This window comes from Microcystis protocystis FBCC-A270 (genome assembly GCF_050500235.1).
GTDB lineage: Bacteria > Cyanobacteriota > Cyanobacteriia > Cyanobacteriales > Microcystaceae > Microcystis > Microcystis ichthyoblabe_A.
In genome coordinates, this window is the sequence record NZ_CP191407.1 from 2,661,503 (window position 1) to 2,677,977 (window position 16,475).

At 40.2% G+C, this 16,475-nt stretch carries 17 protein-coding genes; 14 read left to right on the top strand and 3 right to left on the bottom strand.

What is annotated here, in order from left to right:
• The first annotated feature begins 276 nt into the window (after positions 1-276).
• Entirely contained in the window at positions 277-1,038 is a 762-nt protein-coding gene (locus tag ACQY1X_RS12810) for a hypothetical protein (protein ID WP_430012877.1), read from the top strand.
• On the top strand, positions 1,035-1,445 hold the full coding sequence (locus ACQY1X_RS12815; RefSeq protein WP_150977956.1) for a PIN domain-containing protein: 411 nt from the start codon (positions 1,035-1,037) through the stop codon (positions 1,443-1,445). The genes ACQY1X_RS12810 and ACQY1X_RS12815 overlap by 4 nt, the downstream gene beginning before the upstream one ends.
• Here the strand turns inward: ACQY1X_RS12815 and ACQY1X_RS12820 are convergent, their stop codons facing one another.
• Entirely contained in the window at positions 1,446-2,504 is a 1,059-nt protein-coding gene (locus tag ACQY1X_RS12820) for a potassium channel family protein (protein ID WP_002744445.1), read from the bottom strand.
• Between the two features lie 126 nt (positions 2,505-2,630).
• Between ACQY1X_RS12820 and ACQY1X_RS12825 the strand changes: the two genes are divergently transcribed.
• From ACQY1X_RS12825 to ACQY1X_RS12840, 4 genes are all read left to right on the top strand, one after another.
• The gene (locus tag ACQY1X_RS12825; RefSeq protein WP_272103510.1) at positions 2,631-3,914 is read left to right on the top strand and encodes an aspartate aminotransferase family protein; all 1,284 of its coding nucleotides are present in this window, start codon (positions 2,631-2,633) and stop codon (positions 3,912-3,914) included.
• A gap of 158 nt (positions 3,915-4,072) precedes the next feature.
• Complete coding sequence (locus ACQY1X_RS12830) at positions 4,073-4,768, top strand: Uma2 family endonuclease (protein WP_194032837.1); 696 nt, start codon at positions 4,073-4,075, stop codon at positions 4,766-4,768.
• Between the two features lie 3 nt (positions 4,769-4,771).
• Positions 4,772-4,984 carry a hypothetical protein gene (locus ACQY1X_RS12835; protein WP_002751022.1) on the top strand — a complete coding sequence of 71 codons (213 nt, stop codon included), beginning with the start codon at positions 4,772-4,774 and terminating at the stop codon, positions 4,982-4,984.
• Positions 4,985-5,212: 228 nt separating this feature from the next.
• Positions 5,213-5,770 (top strand): hypothetical protein, encoded by a 558-nt coding sequence (locus ACQY1X_RS12840; RefSeq protein WP_430012878.1) that lies wholly within the window; start codon positions 5,213-5,215, stop codon positions 5,768-5,770.
• Positions 5,771-5,994: 224 nt separating this feature from the next.
• Here ACQY1X_RS12840 and ACQY1X_RS12845 read toward each other — a convergent pair whose 3' ends face one another.
• Positions 5,995-6,471, bottom strand: a complete 477-nt coding sequence (locus tag ACQY1X_RS12845) for a peptidase C15 (RefSeq protein WP_430012879.1) — start codon at positions 6,469-6,471, stop codon at positions 5,995-5,997.
• 96 nt (positions 6,472-6,567) lie between these two features.
• Here ACQY1X_RS12845 and ACQY1X_RS12850 point away from each other — a divergent pair, with 96 nt between their 5' ends.
• The 5 genes from ACQY1X_RS12850 (at position 6,568) to ACQY1X_RS12870 (ending at position 11,040) form a co-directional block, all read left to right on the top strand.
• Entirely contained in the window at positions 6,568-7,623 is a 1,056-nt protein-coding gene (locus tag ACQY1X_RS12850) for a metallophosphoesterase family protein (protein ID WP_069475215.1), read from the top strand.
• A 15-nt stretch (positions 7,624-7,638) separates the two neighbouring features.
• Positions 7,639-8,526 (top strand): ParA family protein, encoded by an 888-nt coding sequence (locus tag ACQY1X_RS12855; RefSeq protein WP_193956835.1) that lies wholly within the window; start codon positions 7,639-7,641, stop codon positions 8,524-8,526.
• A 12-nt stretch (positions 8,527-8,538) separates the two neighbouring features.
• Entirely contained in the window at positions 8,539-8,883 is a 345-nt protein-coding gene (locus tag ACQY1X_RS12860) for a TIGR03792 family protein (protein ID WP_002732771.1), read from the top strand.
• Positions 8,884-9,006: 123 nt separating this feature from the next.
• Positions 9,007-10,089, top strand: coding sequence for a GDP-mannose 4,6-dehydratase (gene gmd / locus ACQY1X_RS12865; protein WP_430012880.1), 1,083 nt, complete (start codon positions 9,007-9,009; stop codon positions 10,087-10,089).
• Positions 10,090-10,101: 12 nt separating this feature from the next.
• On the top strand, positions 10,102-11,040 hold the full coding sequence (locus ACQY1X_RS12870) for a GDP-L-fucose synthase family protein (RefSeq protein WP_002733729.1): 939 nt from the start codon (positions 10,102-10,104) through the stop codon (positions 11,038-11,040).
• Between the two features lie 53 nt (positions 11,041-11,093).
• On the opposite strand, the gene ACQY1X_RS12875 is transcribed toward ACQY1X_RS12870, so the two are convergent.
• A complete protein-coding gene (locus ACQY1X_RS12875) occupies positions 11,094-11,768 on the bottom strand; it encodes a hypothetical protein (RefSeq protein ID WP_002733841.1) in 675 nt (224 codons plus the stop codon).
• A gap of 946 nt (positions 11,769-12,714) precedes the next feature.
• Here ACQY1X_RS12875 and ACQY1X_RS12880 point away from each other — a divergent pair.
• The 3 genes from ACQY1X_RS12880 to ACQY1X_RS12890 all read left to right on the top strand — a co-directional run bounded on the left by ACQY1X_RS12880 (position 12,715) and on the right by ACQY1X_RS12890 (position 16,233).
• On the top strand, positions 12,715-13,932 hold the full coding sequence (locus ACQY1X_RS12880; RefSeq protein ID WP_002751013.1) for a hypothetical protein: 1,218 nt from the start codon (positions 12,715-12,717) through the stop codon (positions 13,930-13,932).
• Between the two features lie 60 nt (positions 13,933-13,992).
• Positions 13,993-15,177 (top strand): ATP-grasp domain-containing protein, encoded by a 1,185-nt coding sequence (locus ACQY1X_RS12885; protein WP_430012881.1) that lies wholly within the window; start codon positions 13,993-13,995, stop codon positions 15,175-15,177.
• A 168-nt stretch (positions 15,178-15,345) separates the two neighbouring features.
• Complete coding sequence (locus ACQY1X_RS12890) at positions 15,346-16,233, top strand: succinate--CoA ligase subunit alpha (RefSeq protein ID WP_002751009.1); 888 nt, start codon at positions 15,346-15,348, stop codon at positions 16,231-16,233.
• The last annotated feature ends 242 nt before the right edge of the window (positions 16,234-16,475 follow it).

Consider the following 16,475-nt stretch of genomic DNA (forward strand, 5'->3'; position numbering starts at 1 on the left):
AATCCCCCTTTAAGTTCCCCTTTTTAAGGGGGATTTAGGGGGATTAAACTTCTGTAGTCAGACTTTGGAGAATTGGTATTAGATTGAGGAGTCGGGAGTCAGTAGTCTCCGAGTCAGGGGAATTAAGAGTGAACGGTAATTAATCTATCTCCCTCAGAGGCTATAGTAACTATAATCACCCTTTCAGACCCCAAAATTGTTACAATGGAGGTTTAGGGCTGATAATTTTGACTACTCATTTCTGTTTGATCGTCAGTCTTAGGAGAGGTAAATACGATGAATAGTCTGCAAACTTCAGTCGAACGGGAAAATTTAGGACAATTTTTGTTAGAAAATCTGCAAGATATTACAGATAAACTCGATCAAATTGTCACCGATTCTGATCGGATAATACTGGATAATTTACTACAAGAAACTAAGATTTTAGTTGAGCAAGTTAAAGATAACTCTAAAACTTATCAAGCAAGAGCCGATATATTTTATCAAATTAATCAACTATGGTTTCAGGTATGGGAACAATATAAGAATGAGGTTTCGGCAATAAATTTGATTGAGATTATCAATGAATTTACCGATAGAGTAACTGCCTATGCTAAATTATTTATCAGCCTTGCTCAGATCAATGAGGGAAAGACGGGTGAAGAAAAAGCCGATTTAATCAGAGTGGTGGAAGGTTCACTCCTTCTCTCGGAAACGATAGATGTGTTTATTGATATGTTTGCCGATTCAGAACTAGAGCAAATTTACCAGGGAGCTAAAAATGCTCTATCGGTTTCTAATCGTACTATAACCGAATATTTCCAAGATACTGACAAATCTTTAGTCACCCAACTGAGAGCCTATTATAGTTTAATAATTTTCAGAATTAAAGAGCGATTTAATCCTAGTAATGTATCCTCAGAAAATACCTCTCATTCCCTAACAGATGATTTAAGCGATCTTGATCCTTGGACAAGAGACTTAGTGGGGGTTGTCGATTTAGGATCAGAAGACCCAAAAGAATCGTATATTGATTATTTAGTGGAGAAGTATCGGTGAAACGAGTCCTATTCGATAGTGATGTATTGCTAGATGTTTTGTGTAAGCGTGAACCACATTTTCAAGCATCTGTACAAGCATTAAATACAGTTAAGACAGGTAAAACTCAAGGATATATTTCTGGTCATGCCGTCACTAATATTTATTATATTTTGTCTAAACAAAACGGAAGGGAAAGCTCAAGAAAATTGGTGATAAGTCTTCTAGAGAATTTGCAAGTTGCTAGGGTGACAGATGCAATAATTAGGCAAGCATTGACAAGTCAGATGAAAGATTTTGAAGATGCCGTTACCAGTGCCGTTGCTGAATCAGAAAAGCTAGAAATAATCATAACGCGAAACCTAAGAGATTTTGCCGCTTCCCCTGTTCCCGCAATGGTACCAGCCGATTTTTTATCGATTCTTTAACTAATGCTTCGGTAAACGTAAACCATCCGATCGCATAGGGATTAAAATCTGAGTTAAACTGCGTAATTGTTCGGCCGTTCCCATACAAATTAATAAATCCCCGGCCATTAATTCCGTATCGCCAGTGGGTCCCCCGATTAGCGTACCATCAGCGCGACGTATTGCCAAAACTAACGCCCCCGATCGAGATCTTAAATGTGCTTGACTAAGACTTAAACCCACACAGGGACAAGTCCTCGGATCGATTAAAAATTCCTCCATATAAAACGATCGATCGGTTCCAGTTAAAATACCATCGACAAAATCCATCACCTGCGGTCGTAGGGCTGCGGCTGCTAATCTTCTGCCGCCGGTAATATAGGGAGATACTACCGCATCGGCCCCGGCCCGTTGTAATTTTTGTACTGCTTCCTCGGTACTGGCCCTAGCAATAGCACGAATTTTCGGATTAAGAGTTTTAGCAGACAAAACTGTATATAAATTCTCCGCATCGGAAGTTAAAGCGGCCACAATACAAATAGCGCGTTCAATTCCTGCCATTTGTAAAGATTTATCTAAGGTGGCATCTCCTTGAACAACAATATAATTTAATTCTTTGGCCCGATTTACCTGTAGGGGGTCTGTATCAATAACTACAAAAGGAATATTTTCTGCGTAAAATTCGATCGCTACCTGTCTGCCTGTGCGACCCAAACCACAGATGATATAATGTTCCGATAGTCGATCGATCAAGCGTTTCTCCTGTCTCTGTTTGAGTCCCTCTTGAAAATAGCCTTGAATTAAAGCTTCGGTCAAGCGATTAACAATATAACCGATGCTGACTACTCCCATGATAATCAAAACCATCGTGAATAGTCGTCCCCGTTCACCTAGGGGATTAATTTCGCCAAAACCGACGGTAGCGAGGGTACTAATCGTCATATAGGCCGAATCTAGCAAACTCCAACCCTCGATCAGATGATACCAAAACGTACCCAGCAAAAACACCACGACCAGGGCAAAAATTCCCCCGATTAATTCCTGACGCAGACGACGATATTTATCTTCACTGATAGACAAGCAAAATTCACCCCTAACACTGTCTAGTAACTTACAATGAAATCAGTTTTTAATCTAAATAACCCGTCCTTCTCAGACGGATTTGATTATAATTTCCCCTATGTCTAATCGCGCAGGAGTTCCCCAGTGAGTCCAAAAACCCTTTTAGAACCAACCCTAGTTGATCCCACTCCCAATTTAAACCCGAATCAACCCTTCGATCCAGATAGTTTTAACAGCTATGTGATGAATACTTATGGTCGTTTTCCCATTGCGATCGCAAAAGGGTTAGGCTGTCTCCTCTGGGATACTTCCGGGAAACAATACCTTGATTTTGTCGCGGGAATTGCCACCTGTACCCTCGGTCACGCGCACCCTGCTTTAATTGAAGTGGTTAGTCAGCAAATCCAAAAACTCCATCATGTCTCGAATTTATACTATATTCCCGAACAAGGAGAACTAGCTAAATGGATTGTCGATCATTCCTGCGCTGATAAAGTCTTTTTCTGTAATTCTGGTGCGGAAGCGAACGAAGCGGCGATTAAATTAGTACGAAAATATGCCCATACGGTGCTAGATTTCCTCGAACAGCCGGTTATTCTAACCGCTCACGCTAGTTTTCACGGCCGCACTTTAGCTACCATCACCGCAACCGGTCAACCGAAGTACCAAAAAGACTTTGAACCCCTGATGCCGGGGTTTGCCTATATTCCCTATAATGATATCGAAGCGGTGGAAAATGCGATCGCTGATCTCGATGAGGGTAATCGTCGGGTGGCTGCGATTATGTTGGAACCGCTGCAGGGTGAAGGGGGAGTTCGTCCGGGGGATATCGAATATTTCCAACGTTTACGGCAAATTTGCGACGAAAATAACATTTTGCTTGTCTTTGATGAGGTACAGGTGGGAGTCGGAAGAACCGGTAAACTCTGGGGTTATGAGAATTTAGGAGTGGAACCGGATATTTTCACTTCTGCTAAGGGTTTAGCGGGTGGTATTCCCATCGGTGCGATGATGTGCAGAAAATTCTGTGATGTGTTTGAACCGGGTAGTCATGCGAGTACCTTTGGAGGTAATCCTTTCGCTTGTGCCTCAGCTTTAACAGTATTACAAACCATTGAACGGGATCATCTTCTCGAAAATGTCCAGCAGCGAGGGGAACAGTTACGCAGCCGTTTACGCGTGATTGCTTCTCAATATCCCCATCTATTTGTCGATGTGCGCGGTTGGGGTTTAATTAATGGTCTGGAAATTAATTCAGAAAGTGAGTTGGTTTCATCTACTATTGTTAATGCAGCCTTGGCAGAGGGTTTATTAATTGCTCCCGCAGGTCCGAAAGTTCTCCGTTTTGTACCTCCTTTAATTGTCTCGGAAACAGAAGTAGATGAGGCGATGGATAAGCTGGAAGCAGCCATCGCTAAAGTGGTTTAATTTCAGTTATCAGTTATCAGTTATCAGTTATCAGATGTAAGTTTTAAGTTGACAGTTTCCAGTTATGAGTCAATTCTTTTTGAGCTTTATCCCCCCTAACTGTCACCTTTTCACTGGACTAGGGGAGGATAAATCTACTGTTGTTCGGGGCAAATAAAATGATCACTTCTGAACCTATTTATTCTCTCCCTAAAACCCCTCCTTTAGAAAATGGTGATCAACTAAGTCGCCAGGAATTTGAGCGCCGTTATCAGAACCTTTCTGAAATAAAAAAAGCCGAATTAATTGAAGGAATAGTTTATATGTCTTCTCCTGTACGAGTGCAGAGTCATGGAGAACCTCATTCTGATATTTTAACTTGGTTAGGGGTCTATAAAGCCGCCACAATTGGGGTAATGTCTGCGGATAATACTACAGTGCGTCTGGACGCAGATAATGAGGTACAACCGGATGCTTTACTAAGAATTAAAATTGCTGGACAATCAACTATTAGTGACGATGATTATATCGAAGGTGCGCCGGAATTAATCGTAGAAATCGCCGCTTCTACTGCTTCCTATGATCTCCACAATAAATGGCGAGTTTATCGTCGTAATCAAGTGCAAGAATATCTTGTTTGGCGAGTTTATGAACGTCAATTAGATTGGTTCCGATTAAATGCTGGAGAATATATTAAACTTGAACCCGATAGTCGAGGGATAATTTACTCGCAGGTTTTCCCCGGTCTTTGGTTAGATGTTAATGCTTTATTAGCGGGTAACTTGGGACAGGTTTTGACTGTTTTACAGCAAGGTTTAGCCAGTCAAGAACATCAAGATTTTCTGAAAATATTATCTCAAAAAACTGATAACTGATTTATGTGGCATCCTGACGCTTATCAAGCTTTAATTGCCGAAGATTATCCTCAAGTTGCGGCAATCTACGAGGAACTAATCGATAACAATCCCGAAAATATTTCTGACTATTGGTACTTGGGAGTTGCCTATCTTTTGCAAAATTTAGAAGCAGAAGCGCAGGTAATGTGGCAAAATGTTTTAAGAGGAGGTAATCCAGAAAAAGTCAAGCAATAGCAAGCAGAATTAGAAGCAGTTTTAGATACAGAAGCGCGACGACAACAAAGAAAAGGTGATCTGGCAGCTGTAGAATATTTTCGCTATCATCTACAGGAAATTGTTCCCAAGTCAATTAATAATTTATTAGCTTTATTCGACTTAGCTTTAGATTTAGAAATATTCGATCCAGAAGAACTACTTAATTATCCTATTCAAGACAATCTCAGATCTAATCCCGATCGAGAATTGCTTTTAAATGTAGTTCTCAAAAGTCTTTTATATCCCCATGAATTAACTTTAGATTTAGCTCAAGCAAGTTTACCCTACCTGGAGGAATTAGCCGATAGTTTTATCCCGCAAGCTTTTCAGATAGCAGCACGAGTCACCAACGAGCAACAAAGTCCCACTTTTGGAGTGGAAATTATTAAACTTTGTCTGCAATTAAGACCAAATGATCTGAGTCTTTTGGAACAATTGGTTAACCTCTATATTTTAGCAGAAGACTTTGATAATTCTTTGATAACTGCCTATCAATTCCGAGAAATTTGTCTAACCCCAACCCTAAAGTTATACAGTAATTATCTGATTTTGTTAATACTTTTGCGCTGGGGAGTTTGGCAAGAAATTGCTCATATTTATCAAGAATATCATGATTTATTACAGGAATTAACCCGTCAGAAAAATATCACTTTAGAACCGATTATTAAAACTAGCTTTCTCAATATTTGTAGTCCCCTACCCTACCTAGGCGATCAAGCTTTAGCCAATCGACAATTAACTAATCGCGTCGTTGAGGAATGTTAGTGAAGATTCCCAATGTTTAGTTTAAAATATAGGGGCAAAAGTTGCAACTGGGTCAAGCCAATGATAGTGGGATCACCCCAGTACAGCAAAGAAGAATTTGCTCGACGTGGCAATGAGATTTATTAGACTTAGGTGCGCTCTCAAGTCGAGGAGGGCAATTATGGCAAAATACCAGTATATCCTTTTTCCTTTTTCCCTTGAAACTTACTCTCGAATTATATGAGCTAACGACTAAGGGTGATAATTTTCTGAAAATCCCTTTGAATAATAGCAAAATTTTTATCAGTTAAAAGCGGGACATGAACGAATAAAGCCCTTGGATGATATTTTAAGACTTGAAAATATAATTCTTCGCAGACAAACTGACCGGCATTATCGCTGATATAACTATAGTTAAGGTTTTTAATTAAATCTGGCAAGGGAATTGGTGTCAATAACTTTTTTGTACTACTCTTAGCCTGAGATTCTAAACTTAAACGATAACGACTTTCCGCCATGCCACAACAAATAACTAAATCGGTTTTTTTGTCTTGAATAGCTTTGATAACTCGTTCACTGGCTCGATGAGTATTAACGGGAAGTTGACGCAAAAATAAAAGATTTTTTGGACAATTATCTTGAATAGATACTAACAAATCATCGGAGGAATTACTCTGGTGATGGCATAACCAAGGTGCAAAAGAAGTTAAGAGAATTGTCAAGTTATCTCCTTAGGGTTACAACAAAAAAGCGATCGAAGGGACAAAAATTGCTACACTAACTGACATGACCTCAATTAAAGACGAGATTGATATTCTATGCAACGCCGTAAATTTTTGCTTATTAGTGGCAGTTTAGGCGGTTTTAGCTTGGCAGCTTGCGCTCATCAGATTTTACAGCCTGTTACTTCCAAAAATCCCCCTGAGTCGGCTGTTAAACAAGCACAAAAGGCGAAAAAAGTCAAGATAATCGTGATTAGTGACCTTAATAGTCAATACGGTTCCACTACTTACGATCCCGAAATCGATCGAGCTATCCCTTTAATTATCAATCATAAACCCGATCTGGTTCTCTGTGGTGGCGACATGGTGGCAGGACAAAAAAGCAGCTTGACAGAGGCAGCAATTAACGCTATGTGGTCGGCCTTTGATCACCATATCGCCGCGCCCCTGCGAGCTGCTAAAATACCCTTTGGTTTTACCATCGGTAATCATGACGCTTCTGGAGCTTTATCCGCAGGAAAATTTATCTATGCTAAGGAGAGAAAACTAGCCCAAGATTATTGGCAAAACCCCCAACATAATACAAGTTTAAATTTTATCGATAAAACTGGCTTTCCTTTTTATTATACTTTCACTCAAAATGGTATATTCTATCTAGTTTGGGATGCCTCCACTCATTTAATCTCTCGGAAACAACTAAATTGGGCGGCAAAAAACTTGAGTAGTAGCGACGCTAAAAATGCTAAAATGCGGCTAGTAATCGGTCATTTACCCCTCTACGGTATTGCCGTGGGCAGAAATCGACCGGGGGATTATTTAGCCGATGCCGAGCAATTAAGAGCGTTTTTAGAGGCTCATCAGGTGCATACTTATATTAGTGGCCATGCTCACGCTTACTATCCGGGTAAACGGGGGCAGTTACAATTATTACACGCAGGAGCTTTAGGCAGTGGACCGCGACGGTTATTGAAGAGTGAACAAGCACCCAGAAAAACCCTAACAATTGTCGATATTAATCCCCATCAACAGGAGACAGTTTACACTACCTACGACATGAAAACCCAAGAAGCGATCGATATTACCAGTTTACCTCCTCTGATTATGGCTCCCAATGGGCAAGTTTTACGTCGAGATATTCCATCGGTTAACTAGAAAGGAATTCCCATAATGGCCACTGTCATCAGCACCGTTAATATGAAAGGAGGAGTAGGAAAAACTACCCTTACCGTCAATCTTGCCACCTGTTTAGCTAAATTTCAGCAAAAACGAGTCCTTGTCCTCGATTTAGATGCTCAAATCAGTGCGACTCTTAGTTTAATGTCCCCCCATGAATTTGCTCAACTGCGTCGCAAAAAACGCACTTTAAGCTATTTATTAGAAGCAATTATCAAACCCAATCCCTACAATAAATTAACTATTGATGATATTATTGTACCCTCAGTCTGTGAAATTCAAGGCTTAGATCTACTGCCGGGAGACATCGAGCTTTATGATGAATATGTCGTCTCAGAAACCCTGCACCATCAAGCAATTTTACAGGAAGACTTAGGCTTTGATCATGCTTGGAACAACCTAGAAAGAATCCTAATTCAAAAAATCATTGACCCCATTCAAGACCGTTATGATTATATTATCATGGATTGCGCTCCGGGCTATAATCTTTTAACTCGTAGTGGTCTATGTAGCAGTCATTTTTATTTACTACCCGCCCGTCCCGAACCTTTATCAATTGTTGGCATTCAGCTATTAGAAAGAAGAATAGTTAAACTGAAAGCTAGTCATCAAGAAACTGACCCTATTAACCCCGGTTTACTCGGTATAGTTTTTATTCTTTCCGGTGGTGGTTTACTCAGTCGCTACTATAATCAAGTCATGCGCCGGGTACAACAGGATTTTCAAGCCCATCAAATTTTTGCTAATGCGATTCCTATGGATGTTAATGTAGCTAAAGCTGTGGATATGTTCGTGCCTGCGGTGGCAGCCATGCCCTCTTCTAGTGGTTCTAAAGCTTTTATGAAACTCACAGAAGAATTCTTGATCAAAACCAAAAAATAGGAGATAATTACTATGGTCATCGAGTGGTTAGAATTTCAAGTTAAACCCGAAGCTAGGGAAAAATTTATCCAAAAAGATCAAGAAATTTGGACAAAGTTTTTAGCAAAACAACCTGGTTTTTTAGGTAAGGAAATTTGGATTAATCCCGCCATTGAGGAACAATTAATTATCGTTGTCCATTGGCAAACGAAAGAACAGTGGAAAGCTGTACCCCAAAATTTACTTGATGACACCGAAGCGAAATTTTACTTGGCCATGGGAAAGGATAATTATCAATTAACCAAAGTCAAGGAATTTCAAGTCAGAAAATTCCGAGAAAATTGTCAGAACCATTTAGAATCTATGCAGCCTGGATAAAAAATCAATTCATCTTTTTGTCCCCTGTCAACCTAGCCAAACTTGTCCCCAGTGACTAAAGTGTGCTATAAGCAGTCAGACTCTTTATATGGTCTTTATTCTTTCCGATTAGGTAAATTACTGATGACTGAAGCTAAACGCGCCCTAATTACCGGCATCACCGGTCAAGATGGTTCCTATCTAAGCGAATTATTATTAGAAAAAGGCTATGAAGTCCACGGTATCATCCGTCGTACTTCAACTTTTAACACCGATCGCATTGATCATATCTACACTGACCCCCACCAGCCCGATACTAAATTATTTCTTCATTATGGCGACCTCACCGATGGGACAACCCTGCGGCGTATCCTCGAACAAGTGCAACCGGTAGAAGTGTATAATTTAGGGGCCCAATCCCATGTGCGAGTTAGTTTTGATGCTCCAGAATACACCGTTGATGCTGTGGGGGTGGGAGTTTTAAGATTACTAGAAGCAATTCGGGATTACCAAAAAAGAACCGGCATCGAAGTGCGTTTCTATCAAGCAGGTTCCTCGGAAATGTTCGGGAAAGTCATGGAAGTTCCCCAAAAAGAAACCACGCCATTTTATCCTCGCAGTCCCTACGCTTGCGCCAAAGTTTACGGTCACTGGCAAACAATCAACTATCGGGAATCCTACGACTTATTTGCCTGTAACGGCATTTTATTTAACCATGAATCCCCCCGTCGGGGAGAAACTTTTGTCACGCGCAAAATTACCCGCGCCTTGGCCCGAATTATTGCCGGACAACAGAAAAAACTCTATCTAGGAAATCTCGATTCTAAAAGGGATTGGGGTTATGCTAAGGATTATGTGCGGGCGATGTGGTTAATGTTACAACAGCAAGAACCGGATGATTATGTAGTGGCGACCAATGAAACCTATTCTATCCGGGAGTTTCTCGATATTTCTTTCCAATACGTTAATTTAAATTGGCAGGATTATGTGGAGTTTGATCAACGTTATTTGCGTCCAGCGGAAGTGGATTTATTGATAGGAGATTCTACAAAAGCCAGAGAGAAATTAGGTTGGCAGCCGTCGGTGACGTTCGAGGGACTGGTAAAATTAATGGTAGATGCGGATTTAGCGGCTTTGGGGATTAATCTTAATAACGGTGGTGATAGCGGACAGTTATTAAAAGATTTGGCTTATCTTCGCAATCGTTCGATGACAACTGTGGATTAAAGAGGTAAAAATATGCTGAATTTAAGCGAACAAAGAATCGTTGTCACCGGGGGGGCTGGATTTTTAGGTCGGCAAGTAGTTAATCAATTAATTGCAGCGGGGGCAAATCCCGAAAAAATTACCATTCCTCGGTCTAAAGATTGTGATTTAAGAGTTTGGGAAAACTGTCAACGTTTAGCTAACGAAGAAGATTTAATTATCCATTTGGCTGCCCATGTGGGAGGTATCGGTCTTAATCGGGAAAAACCCGCCGAATTATTCTATGATAATTTGATGATGGGAACCCAATTAATTCACGCTGCCTATCTAGCAGGAGTGCAAAAATTTGTCTGTGTGGGGACAATTTGTGCCTATCCAAAATTTACTCCAGTACCTTTCCGTGAAGACGATTTATGGTCAGGATATCCCGAAGAAACCAATGCGCCTTATGGTATCGCTAAAAAGGCTTTATTGGTACAATTAGAGTCCTATCGTTTGCAGTATGGTTTCAACGGAATTTATCTTTTACCGGTGAATTTATACGGGCCGGAGGATAATTTTGATCCGGGTAGTTCCCATGTAATTCCTGCTTTAATTCGCAAGGTTTATGAGGCACAACAACGGGGGGATAAACAACTTCCTGTCTGGGGAGATGGTAGTCCAACCCGGGAGTTTCTCTACTCCACCGATGCAGCGCGAGGCATTGTCATGGCCAGTCAATTCTATAATGAATCAGACCCGGTTAATCTTGGTACAAATTATGAGATTTCTATCAAAGATTTAGTCGAATTAATCTGTGATTTAATGGGTTTTGATGGCGAAATTGTTTGGGAAATAGATAAACCGAATGGTCAACCGCGACGCTGTTTAGATACAACCCGCGCTCAGGAAAAATTCGGTTTTGTTGCTCAAATGGAATTTAAAGAAGGTTTGCAAAAAACCATTGAATGGTATCGGCAAAACGCCGCCTAGTCTCGATAGCTGGTGTGTTAGATTAATAACTAACACACCAGATTTTTTTAAGCTTACTGACCGGTAAAATCAGAACGAAGGGTTAATTTTAAATCTTCCTTGGGGTTAATTGACAATAATTCCACCGATTCTCCTCGTAATAACCAACCGGCTAATACTTCTAATCCTCCTCCTCGTATAATCTCGCTAACCGGTTGGTCAGAAGTAAAGGAAGCGAGGACAGAAGCGGCGGATTTTCCTAATACTGCACCCTGAATAATTTTATCGGGGTTAACTCCTTTAATTAGTCTTTCTAGACGGGTGAAAACTGCCGAAATAGCATCAATAGATTTTTCTTGGGGTTGACGGGTTTTTAAAAAGATTTTTTGGGATAGAAAACGGGAACCTTGACCGTCAGGTTTAATTTCTCCGATAATCTGACTACCATCGGGAATAATTGTCTGTCCTTGGGAGTTTTTAATATTATCGGTTACGGTCAGAGATAAAGAAAAAGTTTCCTGTTTGGTTAAAAGAATTTTTTCCCCTTGCTCGTATTTTACAGGGATATCTGTGCCAGCAGGAATTAATCGATCATTCCCCAAAGGAATCGGTTTAATCTGGTTAATCGGGGCGAATTGACGTGCGATCGCAGGAGTCAAGGAAAGGGAGACCACAACGAAAGAAGCACTTAAAAGCATTGTTAATAGGGTCAGAGGATGATGACGACCCTGCTTTTGAAAATTTAGCATCTTACCCTTGAGTTTCCTAGTGGGAGCGAGTTAAAGATAGAGACGAAAGCGGAAAAAAGTTTGTTTCCAAGCAAGAAAATGAGGTAAAAAGGGGAATCTTAGCAAAAAATAGCCGATATTTTCTACTAATTGCTAGTTATTAGTTTATTTGGTCTATTGGAACGCCAAAACTCTTGATTTGTCCGCAGTTCTTAGTTTGGCACGGTTAATGGAGAACAAGAACTATTTATGATAGGATTATAGGTTCAATCCTATCAAAAAAAATCACCCGATCGAATTAGAATCTGTGAAAAAATGTAACAATTGTGACAAAAAACTGAAGAAACCTCTGATCGGGTTGCCACCGATCCCAAACTCAGGACAAGGGGTCATCTAAACCTGGCCCCACAGAAACGGCACACCTTCGCTTTCGGTTGAATTAACTCAGCACAATGAGGACAAGGAACCCTATCCCTGTCCTGTGATCGAACAGAAACAGTTCTCTCGCTATTCCAAGTCACGATCAACCCAAAAAGAGCCACTAGCACCCCAACTGCTGGATTAAAGGCCATCATTACAAACCCAAAAATCAGCATACTCAAACCAATAAATTTATCCATAAGCTCCTCTTGTAGATAACCTTGCTCATAAACCCGAACCACCCCCAATGCCTATGAGCCAAATCACACATCGGCCACCCTACCTCAGAAAGATGAGAAATAAGCCAACTAAAGATAGAAATAGAGAGAGTGAAAGATTGCTAGACTCACAGAGGTGGATAGCTAAAAAAGTCTCGCCTCTAACCCCATAATGACACAATTAACTTTAAGTTTTGCGATCAAGTAAGCCAAAAATATTCTCCCCCATCACCCGCGAACCGGATGCTGTTGCTAAAATAATCTTCATAGGGGAGAGCGCGGGAAGTTTCCAAATATCATCCTTTTTGTCCTGTACTTAGGAGTAGATTATGTTTACTAAACTTAATAATTTGTGGAATCAGTTTTTCAGGAGATCAAGAAGGATTAATGATAAACCATTAAATAAAGTAAGTTTATTGGTAATAATAATTGTTGATATTTTCATCTTAGTTAATGTTTTTACAGGATTAGATGATATTAGTAGGTGGCATTTAAGCCCCCAACAAGTATATCCTTGTTACAGCGCATGGCAAAGTTACAAGAAAAATAATAGTCCAGATAGAGATTATGATTTAATTACAACTTTTTTAGTTGATTATAAAAATAATTATCAAGATGAAGAAATAGGACATTTAGGTAAAGTTTCTCCAATTTGTTTGCAATATGCTGATATTAAAAATAAGTTAAATAATAAAGAAAATAAAACTTTATTAAGTAAAATACAAACAAAACAAGATAATATTAATATACTAGAAAATAATAATAGAATTATTAGAAGTCAATATGATTCTACCCTATTAGAGAAAATTGCTGGACAGTCTGCCAACAATTCGATAAACTGGGTAAAAGCGGAAGAGGCAAAACAGAAACTAGAGGAAAATAATAAAAAAATATCAAAAATCAAAGAAGAAATTGTTAAGCTAAAAAATGAACTACTACAAAAACCATCGAGTCAAAATTTACTTGCTTTCATGAGAAATGAAAGTAAATTTAATGATGTGGAAGCTGGTTATAAAAATGCGTCTTTTTGGTATCCTAGCATTCAATTAGGTTTTCAGGTTTTATTTTTAGCACCATTAATAATTATTGCGTTATTAGTGAATCAGTATGCCCAAAGTCGCGGCTATGGTTTAATAGCGTTAATTAGTTGGCATTTATTAGTTATTTTCTTCATTCCTTTAATTTTCAAAGCTTTTGAATTTTTGCAAATTGGTATTATTGCACAATTCATTTTTGATATTATCGGTGCTATCTTTGGAGGTTTAGTATTTTTAGTTCAATATGTTTATATTCTGTTAATCCCTTTGTTCGGTTTTGCTGTTATTAAATTTTTGCAAAAGTTTGTTTTTAATACCAAGTCTCAAGCAGCAAAACGAGTACAAAAATCACAATGTATTAACTGCGCTAAAACGATTAAAAATCAAGATGCTCATTGTCCCCATTGCGGTTATTATCAATATGTAGAATGTCATCATTGCCATGAGTTAACTTATAAAAATTTACCTTATTGTTATCATTGTGGTACTGCACAAACTTATGATAGTTAATAGTCCCCAAGCTACCGAAACGAGCAAAGAGAGAACCGCCACTTTATCAACTAATCAATTATGGATTTACTCGAATACCAAGCCAAGGAAATATTTGCTCAAGTCGGCATCCCCATTTTACCTTCCCAACCAATCCACGAACCGGGGGGACTAAAAAGATTAAACATTCCCTATCCGGTCGTGCTAAAGTCCCAGGTACGAGCGGGAGGACGGGGAAAAGCAGGAGGAGTAAAATTTGTCGCTAATACCATTGATGCGATCGCTGCTGCCCATGCTATCTTTCATTTACCGATCGCCGGAGAATATCCAGAGGTAATCTTAGCAGAAGCCAGGTATAATCCGCAACAGGAGATATTTTTAGCCATTTTACTCGATTATCATCTGCAAAGACCGGTTTTACTCGGTGCGAGTCAAGGGGGGATGGATGTGGACAGTTTACTGGCAACCATGCAAAAAGTGGTCATTGAAGAGAGATTTTCCCCCTATCTCTGTCGGCAATTAGCCGTATCTATGGGTTTAAGAGGGTCTTTGATCGAGTCTATCAGTCAAATTCTCGAAAAAATGTATAGTCTCTTTGTCAGCAAAGATCTCGATATCATCGAGATTAATCCCTTGGGTATCAACGAAACTGGGGAAGTGATGGCCCTAGATGGCAAAATAAGTGTTAATGATGCCGCTTTAGCTAGACATCTCGATCTTCTGGCCCTGACCCCACCCCAATTACAATCCCCTTGGTCGATAATTGATCAAACTGGCCAAATAGCCGTGATCAGTAATGGCCAGGGTTTGATGTCCACTGTCTGGGATGCCTTGGCAGGCAAAGGGGCAAAACTAGCAGCCTGGCTTATACTGGAGGAAAGACTAGAATTAGAGCAATTAAACGAGCAAATAGAGGCCGGTCTGCAACAATTCCAACTATTGGCCGATTTAAAAGTGGTTATCGTTGATATTGTCAGTTATCCCGACTTTGGCCAAAAAGCGATCGAGACTATTAGCCATTACTACCGCAGTTATAGCCCATTATCACCCAGCCGGGGCAGTGGTGAACGAATGATCCGGGCCACCCGACAGGAAAGACAAACCTTGGAACCCCGATCTTTTCTCAATCCCACCCTACCACAAATAATTTTTCGCGTCCTAGCTGACAGCAAAGCGATCGATCTCAGTCAGAGTTTAGCTGATGTTAACTTTCATTGGTTAGAGTCTTTAGAAGAGGTAGTCACTGCAGCCATTAAATTAGCCTAGAATCAGTGATCAGTGATCAGTTATCAGATGTGAGTTTTCAGTTCACAAGGGACGAATCTAAAACCTTTGACTCTTGCCTTCAGAAGCGGATTACTGTTCACTGATTACTGTTTACTGATCACTGATTATTGTTTACTGATTACTGAAACAACTCCCAACACTTAATATATGAAATGGACAGATAAAGATCAGATAATTATGCAAGGGATCGATCGACCCCTAGGCAAATATTATGCGGCACGATTGAAAGCTCAGGGAACCTGTTTAGTAGCCGGGGTGGCTAGTGGCCACGGTGGTGAGATAATCGCAGAGATACCAGTGTTTGATCTAGTGGCTGAGGCCGTTGCTGAAGCCGGAGAAATCAAGACCAGTTTAATTTTAGTCCCCCCCAATCAAGTCCTAGATGCGGCCTTAGAAGCGATCGCAGCAGCCATCCCCCAATTAATTATCGTCACCCCCGGAGTTCCCCCCTTAGATCTGGTGGAATTATTAAAGATAGCTAGTACCACCGGAACATTAATTCTCGGCCCCGGCAGCCAGGGTGTGATTATTCCCAATTATCTTTGGTTGGGTATTTGTGAACCGAATTTTTATCAATCGGGGACAATCGGTCTGATCACCCGCGGCGATCGCATAGGAGATGAAGTGGCGAAAACTTTAACAGCAGCCGGGTATGGTGAATCTATGGCGGTAAATTTGGGGACTGACGGCATTATTGGCTCCAATTTGTCCCAATGGTTGCAGGTTTTTGAGGAAGATGACAATACCGAGGCAATTCTCCTCGTCAGTCAGGTGGGGGGAAAGGCCGAAATCGAGGCAGCCAAATATATTGCCTCGGCAATTGAAAAACCAGTGATTGCCTATCTTGTCGGGTTAAATGCAGCGATTGAAACCAATTTCGGCGATACAGAAACAATTATTTCTAACCAACTTTCCTACTCTGTTGCCGCTAAGAATACCAGAAAAGATAGCTTACGTCATTTTCAAGAAGCTGGGGTGACAGTGGTAGAAAAATTAGCCGATTTACCTGCCTCTTTAGCTAAAGTCTTGTCCTGAATTTGACCCCATTGCTCCAATAATATTTATAATCAGACAATATTCTGTCAAAATAAGCACCTAACAGGATGTTTCACCCCATCCAGGGGATTTTCGATGACAATTCCTGAGAGCTACTATATCATGGTAGATCACCTGTGATTCCTCAGACCGGCCAAGATAAAGACGGCAACAGGCAAAAATTAGGAAAAATCAGCGACAATCGAAACGGCAAGATCAAAAAAAATTCTATTCTAGATTGA

What these genes read in the sequence shown, in the direction of transcription:
- ACQY1X_RS12810 (WP_430012877.1), top strand. Translation starts at nt 277, where the DNA reads ATGAATAGTCTGCAAACTTCAGTCGAACGGGAAAATTTAGGACAATTT.
- ACQY1X_RS12830 (WP_194032837.1), top strand. Translation starts at nt 4,073, where the DNA reads ATGATCACTTCTGAACCTATTTATTCTCTCCCTAAAACCCCTCCTTTA.
- ACQY1X_RS12835 (WP_002751022.1), top strand. Translation starts at nt 4,772, where the DNA reads ATGTGGCATCCTGACGCTTATCAAGCTTTAATTGCCGAAGATTATCCT.
- ACQY1X_RS12850 (WP_069475215.1), top strand. Translation starts at nt 6,568, where the DNA reads ATGCAACGCCGTAAATTTTTGCTTATTAGTGGCAGTTTAGGCGGTTTT.
- ACQY1X_RS12855 (WP_193956835.1), top strand. Translation starts at nt 7,639, where the DNA reads ATGGCCACTGTCATCAGCACCGTTAATATGAAAGGAGGAGTAGGAAAA.
- ACQY1X_RS12860 (WP_002732771.1), top strand. Translation starts at nt 8,539, where the DNA reads ATGGTCATCGAGTGGTTAGAATTTCAAGTTAAACCCGAAGCTAGGGAA.
- gmd (WP_430012880.1), top strand. Translation starts at nt 9,007, where the DNA reads ATGACTGAAGCTAAACGCGCCCTAATTACCGGCATCACCGGTCAAGAT.
- ACQY1X_RS12870 (WP_002733729.1), top strand. Translation starts at nt 10,102, where the DNA reads ATGCTGAATTTAAGCGAACAAAGAATCGTTGTCACCGGGGGGGCTGGA.
- ACQY1X_RS12875 (WP_002733841.1), bottom strand. Translation starts at nt 11,768, where the DNA reads ATGCTAAATTTTCAAAAGCAGGGTCGTCATCATCCTCTGACCCTATTA.
- ACQY1X_RS12880 (WP_002751013.1), top strand. Translation starts at nt 12,715, where the DNA reads ATGTTTACTAAACTTAATAATTTGTGGAATCAGTTTTTCAGGAGATCA.
- ACQY1X_RS12885 (WP_430012881.1), top strand. Translation starts at nt 13,993, where the DNA reads ATGGATTTACTCGAATACCAAGCCAAGGAAATATTTGCTCAAGTCGGC.
- ACQY1X_RS12890 (WP_002751009.1), top strand. Translation starts at nt 15,346, where the DNA reads ATGAAATGGACAGATAAAGATCAGATAATTATGCAAGGGATCGATCGA.